Annotated in this window: 18 protein-coding genes; 3 read left to right on the top strand and 15 right to left on the bottom strand. The window is 37.1% G+C overall.

The features are described from left to right. Positions 1–17 precede the first annotated feature (17 nt). The 8 genes from BLS69_RS23650 to BLS69_RS23615 form a co-directional block, all read right to left on the bottom strand. On the bottom strand, positions 18–683 hold the full coding sequence (locus BLS69_RS23650) for an O-methyltransferase (protein WP_091037102.1): 666 nt from the start codon (positions 681–683) through the stop codon (positions 18–20). 21 nt (positions 684–704) lie between these two features. Further along, positions 705–1,565, bottom strand: a complete 861-nt coding sequence (locus BLS69_RS23645) for a sugar phosphate isomerase/epimerase family protein (RefSeq protein ID WP_091037100.1) — start codon at positions 1,563–1,565, stop codon at positions 705–707. Between the two features lie 474 nt (positions 1,566–2,039). Then, positions 2,040–3,452, bottom strand: a complete 1,413-nt coding sequence (locus BLS69_RS23640) for an MATE family efflux transporter (protein WP_091037098.1) — start codon at positions 3,450–3,452, stop codon at positions 2,040–2,042. Positions 3,453–3,629: 177 nt separating this feature from the next. After that, positions 3,630–4,601, bottom strand: a complete 972-nt coding sequence (locus tag BLS69_RS23635; RefSeq protein WP_176872975.1) for an acyltransferase domain-containing protein — start codon at positions 4,599–4,601, stop codon at positions 3,630–3,632. Between the two features lie 71 nt (positions 4,602–4,672). After that, entirely contained in the window at positions 4,673–5,395 is a 723-nt protein-coding gene (locus BLS69_RS23630) for a 4'-phosphopantetheinyl transferase family protein (protein ID WP_091037094.1), read from the bottom strand. Positions 5,396–5,623: 228 nt separating this feature from the next. Continuing rightward, positions 5,624–6,223 carry an antiterminator LoaP gene (loaP, locus tag BLS69_RS23625; RefSeq protein ID WP_091037091.1) on the bottom strand — a complete coding sequence of 200 codons (600 nt, stop codon included), beginning with the start codon at positions 6,221–6,223 and terminating at the stop codon, positions 5,624–5,626. Positions 6,224–6,265: 42 nt separating this feature from the next. Then, a complete protein-coding gene (locus BLS69_RS23620; protein WP_091037087.1) occupies positions 6,266–6,415 on the bottom strand; it encodes a cyclic lactone autoinducer peptide in 150 nt (49 codons plus the stop codon). Positions 6,416–6,417: 2 nt separating this feature from the next. Beyond that, the gene (locus BLS69_RS23615; RefSeq protein ID WP_091037084.1) at positions 6,418–6,960 is read right to left on the bottom strand and encodes an accessory gene regulator B family protein; all 543 of its coding nucleotides are present in this window, start codon (positions 6,958–6,960) and stop codon (positions 6,418–6,420) included. 333 nt (positions 6,961–7,293) lie between these two features. Here BLS69_RS23615 and BLS69_RS23610 point away from each other — a divergent pair, with 333 nt between their 5' ends. Together BLS69_RS23610 and BLS69_RS23605 are read left to right on the top strand one after the other, a co-directional pair. Beyond that, a complete protein-coding gene (locus BLS69_RS23610) occupies positions 7,294–8,037 on the top strand; it encodes a LytR/AlgR family response regulator transcription factor (protein ID WP_176872973.1) in 744 nt (247 codons plus the stop codon). Further along, positions 8,034–9,290, top strand: a complete 1,257-nt coding sequence (locus BLS69_RS23605) for a sensor histidine kinase (RefSeq protein WP_091037078.1) — start codon at positions 8,034–8,036, stop codon at positions 9,288–9,290. The genes BLS69_RS23610 and BLS69_RS23605 overlap by 4 nt, the downstream gene beginning before the upstream one ends. Positions 9,291–10,107: 817 nt before the next feature. Here BLS69_RS23605 and BLS69_RS23600 read toward each other — a convergent pair. Continuing rightward, positions 10,108–11,097 carry a serine hydrolase domain-containing protein gene (locus BLS69_RS23600; protein WP_091037076.1) on the bottom strand — a complete coding sequence of 330 codons (990 nt, stop codon included), beginning with the start codon at positions 11,095–11,097 and terminating at the stop codon, positions 10,108–10,110. A gap of 1,269 nt (positions 11,098–12,366) precedes the next feature. Between BLS69_RS23600 and BLS69_RS23595 the strand changes: the two genes are divergently transcribed. Continuing rightward, on the top strand, positions 12,367–12,789 hold the full coding sequence (locus BLS69_RS23595) for a hypothetical protein (RefSeq protein ID WP_091037073.1): 423 nt from the start codon (positions 12,367–12,369) through the stop codon (positions 12,787–12,789). A 114-nt stretch (positions 12,790–12,903) separates the two neighbouring features. Here BLS69_RS23595 and BLS69_RS23590 read toward each other — a convergent pair whose 3' ends face one another. The 6 genes from BLS69_RS23590 to BLS69_RS23565 all read right to left on the bottom strand — a co-directional run bounded on the left by BLS69_RS23590 (position 12,904) and on the right by BLS69_RS23565 (position 19,678). Next, positions 12,904–14,364 (bottom strand): S1 family peptidase, encoded by a 1,461-nt coding sequence (locus tag BLS69_RS23590; RefSeq protein ID WP_091037070.1) that lies wholly within the window; start codon positions 14,362–14,364, stop codon positions 12,904–12,906. A 489-nt stretch (positions 14,365–14,853) separates the two neighbouring features. Further along, positions 14,854–17,073: an S-layer homology domain-containing protein gene (locus BLS69_RS23585; protein ID WP_091037068.1), complete on the bottom strand. Its 2,220-nt coding sequence runs from the start codon at positions 17,071–17,073 to the stop codon at positions 14,854–14,856. A 229-nt stretch (positions 17,074–17,302) separates the two neighbouring features. After that, positions 17,303–17,500, bottom strand: a complete 198-nt coding sequence (locus tag BLS69_RS23580; RefSeq protein WP_091037065.1) for a hypothetical protein — start codon at positions 17,498–17,500, stop codon at positions 17,303–17,305. Between the two features lie 192 nt (positions 17,501–17,692). After that, positions 17,693–18,346: a hypothetical protein gene (locus tag BLS69_RS23575; RefSeq protein ID WP_091037062.1), complete on the bottom strand. Its 654-nt coding sequence runs from the start codon at positions 18,344–18,346 to the stop codon at positions 17,693–17,695. Between the two features lie 335 nt (positions 18,347–18,681). Continuing rightward, a complete protein-coding gene (locus BLS69_RS23570) occupies positions 18,682–19,164 on the bottom strand; it encodes a hypothetical protein (RefSeq protein WP_091037060.1) in 483 nt (160 codons plus the stop codon). A 31-nt stretch (positions 19,165–19,195) separates the two neighbouring features. Continuing rightward, a complete protein-coding gene (locus BLS69_RS23565) occupies positions 19,196–19,678 on the bottom strand; it encodes a hypothetical protein (RefSeq protein WP_091037057.1) in 483 nt (160 codons plus the stop codon). Positions 19,679–19,694: the final 16 nt, after the last annotated feature.

Genomic DNA, 19,694 nt, shown 5'->3' with positions numbered 1-19,694 from the left:
CTTTGTAGCTCCTTTCATCATTTTCTACGAATTGCAAAAGTTAAGCCGTCCCCAATAGGCATTAAGCTCATAGTCACTCTATCGTCAAGATGGACCCTTTTATTGACTTCACGGATGGCACAAACGTCACGTCCTTGGTTAAGCTCGTTAATGACACTTCCACCCCAAAGCACATTATCGAGTAAGATCAATCCTCCTACTCGTACAAGCTTGATCGCCAATTCGTAATAATCGAGATAACCTTCCTTATCTGCATCGATAAAGATGATATCGTAGAAGTTAGCTTTATGATCATTTAGAAGCTGACGCATCGACACGGAGGCTGGTGCGATTATTAAGTCAATTTTCTCTTCTACCCCTGCTTTACGCCAATATTTTTTGGCCATTGTGCACCATTTCTCATCCACATCGAGACTCGTTATTTTTCCATCTTCAGGTAAAGAAAGCGCCATCCATAACGCACCGTAACCGGTAAAAGTACCTACCTCAAGAATCTGCCTCGCATTCATTAGTTCAACTATCATCGCAAGAAATTGCCCTTGCTCGGGCGGTGTTTGCATTGCAGACATGAGCATACGATTCGTCTCTTCCCGAAGATCCTGTGCAACGGCAGGTTCTCTGAGTGAATTGTCTAAAATATAATCATATAATTCATCCGATAAATTAAGCGTTCTTTTCCCCATGTGTACCTCCTATGCTCCCATTTAAGTGTATACAGTCGGCTGGAAATTTGACTGTTTTGTCTCATTTAAAAACTTTATCTCGTCCATAGCGACACGAATTGGGTTGCGATTTACTTCAAAACACTCAATAGACACGTAGCCTTGGTAGTCTCTTCGGTTTAATTCATTTAATATAGCCCGATAATCGAGATCTCCGTCTGCAAGGTTTCGAATGCCGAGTATCGCTCGATCTTTTTCCATTACATAATTGAACGGGGTAATTAAACCTAAGTTGGCCTCTGCATTTTTGGCATGTACATGGATGGTATGCTCATAAAGTTCCTCAATAACGAGCAACGGGTCCATCCCTCTTTCGTTTTCATAAAGATTATAAAAATCGAGTACCAATCCCACATTCGGCCGGTTAACATCCTTTAACAATTTTTGGATTGATTCAATTCGATCCGCGAGTGTATTTACATGTGTTTCAATCGCAATTTTGATGTTGAACTCAGCTGCTTTATCCGCAATAACTTGTATTCCTTCTACACCACTCTTCCATTCCCTTTGTGTGGCAAACTCGCTTCCAACTCTGCCTGTAAAACAACGAATAATACGACAATCTATCTCATTAGCCAAATGGATGAATGTTTCAGCTTCCAAAATACTGTCTCTCCATTTCTTTTTGGAAGACGTAAAATCAAAATAAGGCGTAATCATTGGTACTTGGAGCTTACTATGGGAGAGGAGCTTTTTTAAGGCAGGTAATGCAGCTTCATATTCGGACAAGTGCTTACTCCAAATTTCGATTCCATCATAACCAAGTAGACTAACAATATAAGCCATATCATCCAACTTTAACGTTCGATGTCTCCAGGCGATCGTACAAAAACTAAATTTCATAAAATATTCCTCCTAATTAATGAGTAACTATGAGTCTTTATCAGACCAAACTTAGCGAATAAATTTCAAAGATTTAATGGAATATTTAGTAACTTAATTGAGCTTATGGTGATCAAGCAGCTCTTCAGAGTCAGAAATGCAGCTTGGAGTCAAACAAGTGTATTGCTATTTTTTTCAAGTCCTTTTCAGGTATCTGGATTGATTATTAGACCACTATTCGATTGCATTGAATTTATTCACCTCCTATTAAATTTGCATTTATGAGTAATCCTCTGGTTTACACGGTAAATATGAATATTTGAAATTTTTTCAAAAATTTTAAAAAAAAAAAAATAGATTTAAAAATATCCCACGTGTTTATTCAGAGGAATGTCCAATATCAAAAAGCCACCATTATCTTAACCATCTGCTTACGCCTATGGTCAGTGATAATGGCGGCTTGGACAAATTCCCTACACTACCAATTCAGAAAATCTATACCTTTTGTTCACTCGTTACTGGAGATTGATTATCAAATATGGATGTGAACTTCACTTTTTTGAGATGTCCCTTCACCCATAGGAACGAGATAGGTAAAGTCACAACATTACCGATAACCATGGAGATAAAGATACCAGTTAACCCCATATCCAACCCATAGATGAAGTATACGCCGAGTCCGATAATCAGGATGACTCTTATATACATTATAATGACCGCTGGCATTGGTCGACCTGTCGCTTGAAAGAATGAGCATATTGTCCATGTAACCGCCATGAACCCGAATGTAAACGAGATAATAAGCGCTTGTTGCGTCGCCAGTTCCACCACTTCAGGAATAGAAGTGAACCTCGCAAATATCCAAGGGGCCACTAATACATAAAAAGCAGCTATAACTGTAGACATTCCAAAAACGAAGAGCATACTGACATTCAACGCCTTTTTGATGCGCTCAAGCTGGTTACGTCCATAATTCTGTGAAACGAAAACCGTAGTTGCACCTGCTACTGCAATAATCGGTATGATCAAGACTTGATCGATCCTTCCCGTCAAGGTCCAGGCGTTCATTGCATTTTCACTGAAATTGGTCGTAATGATTTTATTGTAGACAACGGTGATTGAATAAATAGAAACCGTCATCAACAACTGCGGCAAACCAATGCGAGTGATCTCCTTCACAATACGTTTATTAAACCTCGAAAGGCTGAAGTTTAAAGGGATTCTTGATTTCCCTTTCTGCAGAAACCGCACAACGTATAGGAATGCAAAGCACATTGCAATTGAAGTGGATAATCCGGCACCAGTGATCCCCATGCCCAGACCGAAAATCATAATTGGATCAAGGATCAAATTGAGAACTGTCATGAGTGTAAAAGCGATCGCCAGCACGTGTGTGAGTCCCTCTCCGAGAAGAATACCTCCATAGACCTGTACCAGAATCATAAAGATCAATCCTGGTGCTAACGAATAAAGAAATTCGAGCCCGTATGCCTTTGCCTCTGAACTGAGCCCAGTCCCCGCGAGCATGTTAATCAACTCTGGTCCGAACAAATAACAAACGATAATAAAGGGAATCCCAAGCGCCATCGCCATGATGAATCCGCTGATTCCGAGACTTTTACATTCTTCAAATTTCCTTTCCCCAATTAACCGTCCTGTCACTGTACTGAGACCGACTGCTAAACTCGAAGCAATAGCTTCAAAAATAAAAAACAGAGGAAATAACAAACCTGTTCCTGCCAAAAGAGCGGACGAAGTGGGGTCTAGCATGGCGATGTAGTACGTATCAATAACCAGATAAACGTAATTTAGCAAGTTACCAATCAGTATGGGTAAACCAATTCTCACGATCATTGGAATAATCGGACCTTCAAACATCCCTTTGAGCATTTGTTCTTGAGCCTTCACCCTGTTCCCTCCATAATCCAATTTTTCTAATCTTAACCTAATTTAAAGTATATCACCACAAATTCTTTATTAATGAAAGCGTTTCCACAAAACTTTCTTTATGTTTTTAAACTGAGACGCTTACTCTGGTTATTTCAGCACTTGAAACTTGCCAGCGTCTTAATGAAAAGCCTCATTTTAGCGCAATACTCCATTCAAACATCCGTTTACCGCGCGTCTCAAATTTAAGGCATCCTGATTAAACTTTGTGATTATGGGGTAAACATGAAAGTTAGATCTTTGCCCCTGTAATTTCGAAACTATTGCTGCTAATGTGCCAGAAGGGCTTAAATCTAAATAAATATACTCTTTCTCTTGGTTTATTTTTTCTACTGCCTCACTTAATCGCATTGGCTCACGAATTGCCTGCCACATAAGATAAGCATCTACGGCTTCAATCACACCTCCAGCTGCACTAGATAGCCAAGGCACCGCAGGCGCTTTGTATTTCATGTTTTGCAATTGACACATGTAAGCGGATTTTATGGGTTCCACTTGCGTAGTATGAAACGCATAGGAGACTGGGAGCCTCTGATGAATTATACGATTTGACTTTAGCCAGCTTTCTACATTTGATAGATTTGTTTCTCTCCCTGCAATTACAAAATGACCATCATAATTGATAGCCACCAGACTGCTGTCCATATAGAGTTGAGGAGAACGATCGTATAAATCCGAATTTGACAATACTGTGATCATTCCACCCTTCTCACAAGAAGTTTTAATCAATTTAGACTGGAATAGGATGTTTTCTAATACAGCCTCTACCTCAACCGCATCAGCGACAGCAGCAGATACATATTCACCTAAGCTCATACCTAGTAATAAATCTGGCACAACCCCTTCCTCTATCAATGTACGTGCAAGCGAATACTGGACCATGAATATAGCTGGATGCGTATAAGTAAGATTATCAAAATCCGTCGCTAACGATTTACGATCGTCATATAAGTGGGCTAAGACAGAAAATCCTGTAATATTCGATATTAAAGAGTCTAAACGATTCATCCAATACCCAAATACAGGATGCGTCTTGTATAACTCAAGGCCCATTTGATAGTATTGGGTACCTTGCCCGCCGAACATGAATACTACCCGTCTCTTATTCATTCCGATCGCCTCCTTTTCCATAAACAAATACAAATAGTATCGATCGTAAAAAAATGCTCATTCCATTGTCATCAATGAAAGGAGCTGATTGCATGCATTCTATAGATTAGATCGTTTAACGTTTGTAAATCCATAATTGTTCGCTTCGGGTGCGCAATAGAAATCATATAATAACCAGCTTGAAAGGATGTAGCCATGAATTGTGAGAAATTCGTATACTCACTTGAGACATGATCCGAATGTATATCGATCCTATTGATTTCAAAAATCTGGGGCGGTGTTGTGAACCCTGTCTTCAATATTTTGGATAATGCCTCTTTAGCTGTCCACATTAAGTATAAAGCTACATAGGAGTCCAAACTTAACGTCTTGATAAGGTTTCTTTCCTTTATCGTCACTATGGAATCAATTGCAGAAGCATCTCTCGATATTTTTTCAATATCAATTCCCATTGCGTGCTCTTCTGAGAAAGCAAGAGCAGCCCCCATATCGTTACAATGTGTAATGCTAACCTGAATATTTGAGTATAACGGCATATTAACAACCGGCTGCTGAAAAACCCCTCTTCGGATTATAATTTTTCGATAATCCCCGAAATCTGTATACAATTGGATAGCTTTCTTGGCACAGAACCTTCCCATCAAAAAACTTCTCTTTCTTTTTTCAATTTGAAGACTACTGTAGTAATCCAATTCTTCTTCGTGCAAGTAATGAATAGTTTCTTTAGAAAACGTGTTGAGTGCAAATCGTCCAATGCATATGCTTGCTTTGAAGCTACTCTTTGGTCTGCTCATTCTGATCTCTTGCAATAAAAAAGAAGGACAGTAATTTAACAAATACGATACCTACCAATCTGATTAAATTATTCACTATTTAGTTTTGTTATTCTGATCATTGTCTATTGAGATTTGGACACAGCTTCGCCCCATCGTCTATATTTAACATATACACTACTCGACCAAGCATATGTCAACAAAGCTCCACCAACGTACCGAAGCAGCGATTAGTTTTACCTTGAATTTTTAATGTGGCCCGACATTTTCATTCTCCGATAGTTTTTCCAACAAAATAATACCAACATCTAGCAACTTTTCATGTCCCATAAAATTCAAAGCAATTCTTGCCCTCCTTTTACGCTTATCAATTTTTTTTATGATCCCTTCCTTTCCTTTCAAAGGCCCGCTAGATACTCTTACCTTTGCATTTTCTATGTATAGAGCTGAACAATCAATTATCTCACTCTCCCCAATGAGTTGCAGGATCAATCTCATCTCGATCTCTTCAATTTTTGAGAAGGTGTACGTTTCGAGTGTTTCTCCCGGGTTGCAGATTACACTCCTCTGTTCATTATTATGGATAGAACTATGGCACCGATTCAGCAATCGATAGCAACTCGGTATTCGCTTGAGTTCATAGTAAATTTTCGTGTTCATTTGAGCATTTACAAGCACATAGCCAGGGAACATCGTTTTGCAAACCTCGTAAGGTTGACCTAATCTTCGCTCTATCAATTTCCGTTTTGGTACAATTGCTCGAATCTCAGCCTTGTCGAAATTTTTACTAATGAATGATCGTACGACATCTTCTTTTCCCGTTTCAACAAAGAGAACATACCAATCCATATAAATATCTACTCCCACCCTAAATTTGAATAAATTTAGAATTTAGAATGATTGCATTTTTCTCACTTCCTCCGGCATTTCTGGTTCATGAGCTATCCACCAGCACATTGTGTTAGTTCGTAACACAACAAAGGCAATGGCAAATAAACTAATGACTTTCCATGGAAAACTCTTGATCAGAGCTATTTTCATAATTAATTTCCTCCCAAAAAATTAGATAGTTGTGAAGCGACTAAACCTAACAAGCTTGCTAACATGATACTATCTGTGACTTGAAACCAAAGTAAAATACCATATATAAAAATAAAAAAAGCAGTAATAAGAGTGCTTATTTTCTGCAGTTTTACTTGCTTTAATCGTTTACGTAATAATACCTGAGATAAAATTAACAGGAACGCTGCCCCCCAGGCTATCATGTAAGAAATGAAAGAATTCTCAAGAAAATGCACCACGAGCATGCACGCTATAAAAACACCTACAGATATGAAATAGCATTGTAAGAATGTCCCGGCGTGTCTCCCTCCTGCTAAACTTCTTATTATGAACACTGTTCCAATCCAGGCCAGAGCTTCTAGTATCTGTCCACCAAAAATAGAAACGAGTATCATTGTATTGGCTATAAGCAGAGTCTCGGTCATCGCCTGTAACCCATACCGAATAATTGGTAAATCCTTCTGACTAATCACATTGTGTCGAATCATTTGTTTACTTGTAGCGTTAACCAACGACTCTATCATTTTCTTCTATCCCCCTAACAAAAAGATATAGGGATAGCCGTATTTATGGAATACATAATATGCCAACTGTATTAAATTATATGCTAATTGCATTTTTTGATGTTTTTTGTTTACTCATATACTTTTTTGGAGAATGAATTTATCTCAAGGGTCTTTGCAAATTATATTTGAGAATAGTTTGGTGCTAAAAACCAAAGCATTTTTCTCCAAGCTAGTAAAGACCGTTTGAGAACTATGCCAATTTTGCTACGACTTTGTAACTACTCTTTTGTTGATCTATAGTCTAAATTCGTTATACTTTAAATAAATGGTATGAATAGGAGGGAAATAGAAGTGTTATTCGGAGGGGTCTGTGACGACGATAAAGAGATTCACGAAGGTTTAAGTCAGTTCTTTAGTGAATTCGAAAGAAATAATGACTGCAAATTTCACTTGACTTATTTTTCTTCAGGTGAAGAGCTACTTGAACATTACTTATGTAAAAATTTCGAAAAATTTCATTTCCTCTTTCTTGATATTGAAATGGCAGGAATTAATGGACTGGAAACAGCTAAACAAATACGTTCACTCACCAACAACGATGTAACGATCATATTTTTAAGCAGTTACCCTGACTATGTAATGGAAAGCTTTGATGTATTAACTTTTCAATATTTACTTAAACCCTTAACATATGATGTTTTTGAATCGAAAATGATGCGCCTATGTGCTCACCTCAGTTCAACTGCCAAGCAAGTTATGTTTTTAAAAGACCAGCGTGGACAGAACATTGTGCCAATATCAGAAATCATTGCCATCTCAAAATTGAAGCACTCTCTGGTACAAAACAAACTTCAAGTTATCACAACTGATCAAGAATTTCTAATAACAGGTACGATTTCATCCTATTCGGTGAAATTAGGAATCCCCTTTCTACTCGTTTACCGATCAGTCATTGTCAATATGGACTATATTCGAGGGTTCACAGCTAATTCAGTAGTAACAAGCAATCAACTGGATTTCCCAATAAGTCGAACGCAAATTAAGCAAATTAAAGATACATATGCTAAATACATGGCAGGTAAATTTATTATATGACACTGACTTTACTTTCATTTTTAGGAACGACTCTCATGCAACTTGTTCTGCTAAACCGTTATTTTTTTGCATTACTTGGCTCTTCCCAACAGAGAAGACGACGTATTATTATTCATTATTTTCTGAGTGGTACGACGATTTATCTATCCTCAGTTTCTTTTTTTCCTGTTCTAATAACAGGCTTACTATCAATCAGCAGTGCATTTATCATTTCTTGGTGTTACACTTCTCGGATTGAATCGAAAGTGATTTTTTCCGTTCTATACGTCATTCTAGGTTTCATCGCAGAAACTCTCTCATACGTGTTTATTACACAAGCACAACTAACTCCAAGTGATGTTGACTTGAGCAGTCAGCAAACACGTCTACTTATTTTGTTATTTTCATCGCTTATTTTTTTCTTGTTCATTATGTTGATCAAGCTATTTAAACGGCAACGTGATTATAAGCTAAACAAATGGTACTATCTTGTACTTGGACTCATTAATATTGTCAGTCTTCTCATTCTAAATACGCTTTTCTTCCATGCGCAAGAAAACATTATGTATATTTTTTCAGTCTTTGGTATCTTACTGATCAATATCACCATTATTTTTCTATTTGATCAATTGATTGAAAGTTTTCAGATGAAGGATGAATTACAACGATTACACAAACAAACTGATTATCAAAATGCAAGCTATCAAAAAATCTCGAATTCATTTCAAACGACTAAACGCATTATCCACGATACAAATAAACATTTCGTTTATATTCGTGCCTGCATTCAAATAGGAGAACAGGAAAAAGCACTTGAGCATATCACCAAAACCTTGCAAGTGATGGGAAACTCTTATTTATCAATAGCTACAGGTAACTTGGTCATTGACGCTTTATTAAATAATGCAATTAGTATTTCCAAGGAGAGAAACATACAGATTAAGTATCAAGTAAGCATAGACACTCTAGATACGATTGACTCTTACGACTTATGCATTGTGATAGGAAATATTTTGGATAATGCAATTGAAGCTGCGCAACTTCTTATTACACCTGAAGAAAGATTTATATCGATTCGGATTTTCACTCACAATCATATGTTGACCATTCAGATCGTAAATTCCTATGAGATTAAAAATAAATTTAAGAAAAATAAAGAATTTCACGGGATTGGCCTTCTCAACGTCCGACAAATCACTGAAAAGTATGGTGGTCATATTACCACAACAGCCGGACAAACGTTTGAAACTATTGTAGTCATTCCAATCTTGTAACAAGTTACTTAGCTTAATGAGCCCCATTAAAACAGCGGTTCATTTCCAAACAATTCAATATGGTGGGAAAATTATGTTAATCGACTCGGATACATCCAGATTTTTACTATTTGGGCGAGGATCTAACAACCCTGATTGCGAATGAAGCGCATATCTATCACATGCTCCAATACTACCAACAATGTGTACCTGCGTATTCGGAGTAAACGGGTACAGACATGTGCAGTGGTTACTCCACACAGAGGAGTATGACGAGAAAACGAAGCTTGTCCTTTAGCAAATCTATGAAATGAAAAAATCAATGATCATGGTTGGTTCTCAAAAGAACTCCGAAACTCCTTGAATTTAAAGGGCTTTCGGAGTTTCTTTCACATTCTCAATCGATCCGATCAGTCGCCTGAGGCTTACTCGCCCTGTTGTAGAAGATTTAGTCATACCATTCAGTGAATTTGAAATCGTTAACAGCACTCCATCGAAAGAACCGAATGAAAAACTTGCTGTTAAGCCCAAGCACTGAACCGTATCTTATTGAAGTCGATGGAAACAGAACGATAATTGATGTCTGCTATTTAGTCTGCTGTTATTTCATTATGCTAACGGGTAGGTTAATACAGCCATAAGTTTTGATGTATGTTTAAGCATAAGTTAACAGTTAATGCACTCCTAGTGACTTCTTATAGAACAGGACTAGGTCCTACCCTTTCACCATCTACATCTTCTCCCAAAGCATGATCTAGCGTAAGTGTAACTAAAATATGATCTATTTCCTTTAAAACTTATCTTTTATCTCGTTTCTCTTCATATACATGCTCCCTGACTATCTAACATCAGACTGACTATTCTCAAATAATGGTACAATATGTTTTTCAATCAATTCAATTCGATTCTTTGCTCGAGGCATAAAACGAGAAGCTATAGCGATTACTATTTCCTTCTCGTTATTTACAAAAATCGCATTTCCACCGTCACCCAAAGCTGCATAACAACCTTTTTGCTTGTTGTCAAGAATCCACCATAAATAGCCGTAAGACAACTCTCCGCATTGACTGTTTTCTTTGGTACTATCCTCGATCCATTTTGAGGATAGTAATTGCTCGCCGTTCCAAGTGCCTCCATTTAAGTATAGCTGTCCGATTTTTGCCATATCCCGTGGTGTTATGGCCAGCCCCCAACCACCAGTATTCGTGCCTTTAGGATCCACCACCCAACCACGAACATATCTATCTTTAAGAAAAGCCATATAATCCTCTTTACAATGTACAAACGCATTATGGGGTGCTTTGATTCCAAGTGGATCAAACAGATTTTTAGTGGCAAAAGCAAGCAAAGATTGACCTGTTGCTTTTACGAGAATTTCAGAGAGAATCTGTATACCGATGGTTGAATAATTAAACCCTTCAAAATCGCCCTTTCCGCCCAACAAATCAAGAGCAGCTTTTGTCCAATCATCGCTTGTATATACCTTTGTATATGGCTCCGACTTGTACTTATAAGGTGCAGTCATTGTCAGCATATTTTTTATTGAAACGCGCTGTATCGATTTTTCTCCCCGTTTGACCGTGTAGTCGGGGAAAAATTCTAATATTTTCTGGTTTATGCTTTTAATATACCCTTTGTCTATGGCAATGCCAATCAATGCAGAAACAACGCTCTTTGTCACCGATGCAATATGAATAGCATCACCAGCAGTGTAGCCGTCGAAATAGCCTTCATAGACTTTTTCACCACCGTGCATCACGACAATACCCGCAATATTATCATAGTCTGTTTTTATAAGAGTTTCGAGATCTGTAATTTTTTTATTCATTATTATCTCCTCCTAAATATAACGTGTCTATGAAGAGCATATAATGATATAAAATTTTTTTCGATAGTACTTACCGTCAACATTTAGAATCTCCAAATATGACGCATTTTTTTCGACCTGATTTATTAAGTAGCAGCCCTTAGTGCAATTCTCCAATTGGCCATTATTTGCTTTATGGTTCGGGGCAAATAATCTTTAACTATCCTGGTTGTTACTTGAACAAGACAGCCAATCAATATAATCGGCTGATTCCTCGTTTTATATAACTAACGTTTCTCGTTATCTTAACGTAAAGAACGCTGTCTGATTAGTTATGTGCATATTTAAATTACCATAGACGCTCTAATTGGAGCTCACAGCAAAATTATGTAACTAATTGTGTTCCGTAAAGAAACAACAACAGTAACTAAGAAATCCCTTGCTCAATTATGTGTTCTTCTTATGGGTAAAGTCCTATCGTCATCGTACCACTCGCTGCCCAGCTGGTAGACAACAAGCGGCGTTTTAATTCGCTGAATCACAGTAAATAGGAAGTGGTGTTGCCATCGTCGGGCCTTCCCTCTTGTATCTTCATCCAAAGGAACAGGATCGCGTTCCCGTCAGAATCCCACGTGGTTTTGCCTGAGATAGCTACAAGGGTGCACCTCCACTCCCCATGCTCTGGGATGTATCGTTCCGGGCGACAGCAGCGAGGAATCTTCACTATCCTGTAGGGACTAACCCTTCGTCCTGTATATAAGGCTCGTGGAACAAATAAATGGAACAGTTTTATATTCAGTAATATATTAAGTGATATATTACTGAATATAAATAATAGTTAAGCAAATGAAGAAACTTAGATATTTGTTAGGATATTATGAATGCAATTAATAATAAGTTAAAAAGCGTGAACAAGGGTAATTCCTTTTTATGGGTCCTCCTTTTTTTTGTGTGTGAGGAGAGTATTGTATAACAAATGTAAAATTTTATAATTGCTACTTTTTGCTTTTTCAGCCTTTTCCCTGTATATCCCACGTTCTCCTTCTCTATCCGCTTTCGAATTAACTTCCAGTTAGAATAGAATGTTATTAAAAATTAACCTATGTTCTTGTCTATCCCTATCCCACGACTGGTTATGACAAGTCAGTAGGCATGTTCAACGTTTGGTTTTGTTCTGAATTTGGATATGGAATATATAAGTTTGCGTACTCCACTTAGAAAAAATTGAAAATATTGCAACTTTTGTTATCTCACTATCGTCTGTACTTGTATTAATAAGGAGGTGAAATTATGCGCTGGGCACCTATTGTACTAATCATTTCTTTTTTATTATCTGGCTCCTGTAATAATGTCGAATCTATAAGTAAGAATAACGTAAAGCAACCTACAGATTCTACACTTACAATGGAAGCCATAGTATTAGGTAAACACGAAAAAACTTCTGTCACACAGTTATTAATCACTGAAGATTTAGATAATCCTGAAATAGCGTCTAATTTAAACAAGATAGCTGAGCAACCGTCTCAAGACATCATTAAATCCCAAAAATATGACCTATTTTGGCTAGACCTAAAAAATGTCAGTGATCCTGATGAAATTATTCAAGATCTAAAGGTAGGCTCCAAAATTCGCTTCAAGGTCGAAAATGAACAATTGGACACTATGCCTCCAACAATTACTGCACAAGAAATTCAACTAATTGATTCTAAATAACACAGCTAGCATAAATCTTTTTAAATTTCACATGAATATATTAAAAAAGTCGTCAGCTCTTCTGTAGTAAGAGAGCACTGACGACTTTTTTTTCATTCCTAAAATCAATTATATTCACTTCACCGTATTAGAGGTGTATGGTGTCCATACCCCGCCATAAGCTATTGCGTTTGCGATATGTGTAAACCTTGTAAATGGAGTCCCACTTATCTCTCCTCCTGAATGGATACCCATCAATACTCCGTTATACCAATAAGGTGCACCACTGTCTCCACCTGCTGAGTCTATGTCAGTTTGAATGTACCCACTTCCTCCGTTCATAGATGTATTTAAACTAGTAACCTCTCCACACAAGAAACCTGATCTTGCCCCAGACATACAAATGTTATCACCAACATCAAGCGAGCTTGGACTAGATTGATACGAAGTAATTCTGCTATCTGTCCACGAATACTTGTAGACATAGTTTGAAATCTTTTTTCCTGCGTCTACTTTGATAACACCGATGTCTGCTTTATCTCCTACATACTGATAATGCTTTGTACCTATTAGTTCACCGCCCTGATATACGTTTGATCCCCAAGAGTCAAAACAATGACCAGCTGTAATAATAAAGCGGTCATTTCCTTTTGTAGCTAAGGTACCTAATGTACAAAACGGGCCTGTTCCTGTTTTGGAGTCAGCACTATTATTGACAATCAGCAAGCCTCCTGCCATCGTATTCAATGTAGAAGTCCGAGCTTCTAGTTTGTCATTGGCTTCTCCAACAACTACTTTGAAAATACTGGGTTTATACGCTTTCAAGGAATTAATAGAAGTTTCTTTTTTTAAAATATTTTCTTCTATTAGATCAACTTTTTTCTGATCTTCTACCTTAACTATGACAGAATTCTCTTTTACGGCAACGGTTACTTCTTCTAACGCGATACCTGCTTCCCTGCTTTCCTTTATAAGTCCTTCATATGCGCTCACCAATTCAGCTTCCGAAAAGTTCGCTTCCCGAAATTCTAAATATTCAGCTGGAACTAAGTCTTCAATAGCTTTTTTAATTCTGTTGGTCTCTTCGTTTATTACCGAGAAGCTTATGACAAACTTCAAACCGTTAGACTTTTCTTGATAAAAAGTTCCAATGTCACTATAAGATTCAGTAATTTCATTGTTGGGTCCGCTGGTTATGGTAACTCCATTCTCCTTCATCATTTTTGAAATTTCATCACCATATTTGACCATCAATTCATCTCTTTCCTGAATATAAGCTTCCTCTTCTTCAGTAAGAGCTATACTATATTTAGGGATTGTATTCGTTGCATTAGGGGAATTAAGAGCTGCCCGGATAGTTTCCTCAGAATAGTCAAGATTATTAGATTGCCGGTATCTCTTATGTTTATTCACAACTGCATCACTATACTCCAATTGTTCCAAAAACTCTGGATCCATGGTTTCCAAGGCACCATTACTTAAAAAAGGACTCTCCTCGAATTCAGTATTTTCTGCCGCTGCTGCTCCAGAAAGCAATGAAAATGATAAAATAATGGCACTTGAAATGGTGAGTATTTTCCGTCGTTTTATGATCACCTGTTAGTTCCTCCTCTAATTAATGTTTATAAGTAAAATCGTTATCAGAAATAACGACCGACAATATTCACCTCCAGAATAATGAATTTATTGATAAAATAATACAAATATATTATAAAGCAAGAAATTAATTTGGGCAAATTATCCAAAATAGAGAATTGGATATCATGAAACTTTTGAATTGTATTAAGTAGTTTTCTAGAACCTAAAAAAATGTATCTCCTTAAATGAAAGTAAATCGTCTAGCTAATTTAGAGAAGTACTACAGGAAGTTATGTGTTTTCGTGTTATGCATCTGGATAACACTCGAGCAGAGGTAAATAAAACTTCAAAGATTGATCCTTGAAGTTCTCAAAATTTAAAATCTTGTACAATTGACATACAAAATCACTTTCAAAAGCTGATTGGAAACATATTGAATTAGTGAGCAGAACATGTAATAAAGACGCTAAAAGGAGGCACCTATAAAAGTACCTCCTGGTTTAGCAATTAGAAACCAATTGATTCATTTAAAACTTTATACACGATCACAGCTGCTTGTGCGCGTGTTGCTAGATCTTTGCTCGCAAGCTTGTTATTTCCAATCCCATCAATAATTTTTTGATCAATAGCAGTGGCAAGATCAACTTTAGCCCAAGAACTAACCACTTTAGAGTCATTATATTTTCCTAAAATACTGTTTGCCTGAGTGCTTGTCATGTCAGGCAGTGTTTTCAATTGATTAAGTGCACGTACCGCTATGGCTGCCATCTGTTCACGAGTTATATTTTGGTTAGGTCCGAAGGAGTCAGAGGTAATACCCGTGATTAGAGCTGCCTTCCATCCCTCATCCACTACAGCATAATACCAGTCATTGGTATTTACATCAGAAAAGGGCTCCTCTCCCACATTAACTGTATCCAAGTGTTCAGAAATGGCTTTAATAAGCATTGAAGTAAATTCAGCACGTGTTACATAGCGATCAGGTCTAAATGAATCATCGGGGTAACCAGAGATAACTTGCTTTTTTGACATAAAATCAAGGAGCTTAAAAGACCAATGATTCTTTATATCTGTAAAGCTTTTTTTGAAGTTCATGACAATAAAGTCGCCATCACTTACTCCTTTAGATCTTTTCACTTTTTCCTCTGTTGTACTAGGGATTAACGTAAATCCTGAATTCTCATCGAAACGATAAACGTTGGCTAGTTTAACATCAGCGTCACTGTAGATTGGAATTTCTATGTCCAGAGGATTGTATACACCTAAAGGACCACCGGTATATTCAAAACGGATAAAACCACTAGCAGGTATATATTCATCCTCATAGCTCACTCCAATATTGGCACGTGAGATGGTTATACTACCTCCGTTATTCCAATCTCTCAAAAGAGTTAAATCCACTGTAGCATATCCATTTATAGACATGAGCTTGACCTTTACTTTTCGATCTTGAAGCAGTTTAGTTAAAGTACTATCAATATTCAAATTTAATGAATCATTCAAACCTGTTTTTTTAGAATAGTCCACTACGATCTCCGAAACTTTAGAATTTGAACGGAGTATCTTCTGGATAGCTTGAGTATCCAAGTTGACCGAGTGTAAACGACCCGACCCTTGTCTGGAGAGCGTTGTGGTTGCACCAGCACCATCAGTAACAACAACATCTCCCTTACTATCTACCGTAAGACTAGTGTTCCCTGCATATGAGGTACCAGAAGCAGCATTATTATTGACATCACCCGTAGTAGAATTCGATGTGCCTAGGCGGATAATATGAAGATTATAAGTTTTAGTAGTTATGCCGTTAGCAGCAGTAATGACAATGGGGAATACATTAATACTTTCTTGTCTTAGGTTTAAGTTTGTTGAGGATCCAACCGTAACGTATTTACCATCCATATTGATCGAGCTAAAGTTATCGGATGGGTTGATGACGACATTTAAATTAGTAGCATTGGAGCTCACATAATCTACAAAAACTGAACCGTTCTCTGCAAAATACTTACCATTAATGAGTATACTTCTGATATTAGCGTTGTTATTGGCTTCAGACTTGGTTAAAACGAATGTATAAGATTTAGATGCACCATTTAGGGAAGTCATTTCAACAAAGATTGTATTGATTCCCGTTTTCATCTCCACAACCAGACTTCCTGAAGAGCTAACTAAGTTACCATTAATCTTAGTTATAGCACTATTGAATGCTGTTGTTTTTACACTCACATACGATTGAGTAGCCTCTACACGTCCAGTGTAGTAGGACTTTTCTGTACTAAATGGATGATCAAGTGTTGCCCCCTCAACCACAATCGATTTCAAGCCGGCATCGTCCAGATTTATCGTTTTTTTAACAGAAAACACATAGGTTTTAACGTTACTCGGCACATCAATGGATTGCACCTCAATAGTAATTAAAGTTATTTCATGATCAAGGGAAATCGGTAATGAAGGTGTACCATTGGTAACTACAGTTCCATTAACACGAATTGTAGTATTTGAGTCCATGGCATAAGGTGTAACCGCGATACTTTTTTCGGAAGTATTGACGGATGTCGTATATGTATAGACATCAGGATTAAATTCTCTATTCATATCTACCCTTGGTGAAAAATCAACACTAAAAAGCCGACTTTCACCTATTTCTTCAGCAAATACCTGCATAGGTAAACAGAACACTAACATTGCCAGCACCATAAAAAATGAGAATACTTTCTTTCCCCTTTTCAAACTAATTCACCCTTCCTCTTTATGTATCATTGAATGAAACAAACGAACGCAAAAAGGGGCCATTGGATTGTTATCCAATGACCCCGGGTTCTTCCACGTAGGTGTCCATATTATTCAATTAAGTTAATTATATAGAATAACTGGAACTAATTCAATGATTTTTATTGTAGTATCCTTTACATAATCAGCAGGTGGTTATTTATCCATCTTCTGAACTTCTCACATGTGTTCAGTTCAACAAATGTTGCTCACTCAAATGAAGAGCAGCAATAATATCTAAAGGTTTTTCAATATCTCCGATTTTAAATCTAGTATCTCCACTTGGTAGTATCCTCTCTTGCATTGATTTAAAGGATAATCCAACGACCATAAATTCTCCTGGGTACATACCGATAAAACGACTTGGAATACGTGTTTCCATTAACATAAATTACTCCTCCATTAATCATTTTGAAAAAAAAGAAGCACCTACAAATTAGGATAATCCTAATCAGCGGTGCTTCCGGCTGTCGTATCTATTCATTTAATAAAAATTATTATAACAGAAAACACTAAAATATAGAACATATTACTAAGAACGTGACTGTTGTACTTGAGTGCCTTGAATCTATCACTGATATTAACCGTCTAAAAAGTTAGGATCGTTTTTTTTCTTTTGATGAACTGGAACATGTTCCTTACAGACTGTATTGTTCCAGCGCACTATCTTTAGATAGTCTAAATCATCTTGTGAGAGCACAACGCCACATTTAAGGCAGTATTTCACTTCAATATTGCCCGTGTCTGTTAGAGTACTTCCTTCAGACTGATCTTCCAAGCTTCTAAGTCCAACTCCTGGGTTTTCCGCCCATTTACGATAGGGTGCTAAATCTTGATGTCCTACTGCAAAATAATCTGCCGCATCTCGAAAAGCGTCACTTACCGCTGAACGAATAGATTCCCTATAGAATTGAATTTTTTTATTACTTTTATCCCGTTCTAGAACTGCAAATCCTTGTCCTTCAGAACTTGAATTCAGAATGTTCAAGACACCGCGCATTTCAATTTCATCCGTTTCCTCATGGTAGATGGGTTTATCCGTAGTAATTCTCCAAGACCAATATGGTCCGGCAGCTGACCTTACCCTATATTGAATGGGATGAACAGGAATATACGCGCTGCGTGCATTTGCATTCTTGAATTCGACCGTTTTAGGAGGAAATGGTGCTGCTAATTTAAACATAATTTCAGCGTGAATTTTCTCTATTTCTTCTCTAGATAAGTTATTCAACATTGATATCAATCCCAATATATAGATAGTAGAATCATTTATCCAAATCATATCATAATTGATGCATCAAAAAAATCATTACTATCCTTACGGGATTGGTTCTAATCACGTATGTCTACTAATTAGTAAGCAAAAAACGAGGAAATACCCTCGTTCTTTGAACAATACGTATGAAAAGTATGGATTCTACATTAATCGGTATCATGAACTCAAAAGTTCCAGCGAGAGTTTCACTAGGATTAAGATTTAACTATCACTCTGAGAAGCTGGGCATAGTTAGAGATTCATAAATCTTCTTGAGATATCCCGCCAGATACAATTTTTTAGATTAATTTCATCTATAAGCTTGGAAGTAATTTAGGAATAAGTAATACTACTCCCAATGTGAGTGGCGAAAACATTACGAGTCCAACACCCATTCTCTTTCTTCCTGGATTTTTTGCAGCCATCAAACGAACAAAAATACCGATATAAAACATCGTTCCCGTTACAGGAATGGCAATCCATTTAAGTCCATTAAAAATGATCGAGCCGAATGGCATGGTTGAATCGACAAGTTGCTTTACTGATTGTCCAGTAGAGGTTTGGTTGGGTGCGTCCCCTACGAACGTATGAACAATCGCCGGTACGTATGCAATGAGGAAAGTTCCAAAACCAAACGCAATTACAAAAAGCAGGCCTCTTCGTTTTCGAATTGGGTTTTTCCCGGCAGTCAGTAAAAGTATAAATCCAAGTCCAAATAAACAAGCAAAAACAGGAATCCCTACAATCTGAGCTAGTCGAATAACTTGGAAGACAGATTGCATTATATTCTCATGCATAATGAAATTATCCACCTTTCAAACGCTGTTATTAATGGGTATTTTGAATAATCATCTCTATATCATCTACTTTCCAGCCATCTCCACGTCCTTCATCCAAAAGAACTGTCTTCATGACAATTGTTTGCACACTTCCTATCCCATTAAATTCTGTAGTAAGTGAAAACTTATTCAAGACTTCAGTTTGATTTTTATCAGAAGAAGGATCATGTTGTAAATAAGCTTTCATGTCACTTACCGTTGAATGAATTTCACTATCAGGAGGCAGCTCTATTCCTGAAGGAAATGTAGATCTATATCCCTTCTCAGTTGTATAAGGTCTTATAGCTTTGTAACGTTGATTTGTCGTTTCAAAGTTAAAGAATCCTTCAACAAATAGCCTATTCTGTTGCATGATTATCTGTTCTTTCATTTTTTCTTGGTTGAGGCTACTAGTATAAGCAAACGAGCCAATACCTACTCCGCCTAATAGGACAATTGCTAACCATAATGCATAAAATCTTCTTTTTTTCATAGTTTTGAAAATACTC

Source organism: Paenibacillus sp. CF095 (assembly GCF_900101225.1).
Classification (GTDB): Bacteria; Bacillota; Bacilli; order Paenibacillales; family Paenibacillaceae; genus Paenibacillus.
The sequence above is the reverse complement of the archived record's forward strand: the minus strand, read 5'-3'. Positions and strand labels throughout refer to the sequence as shown.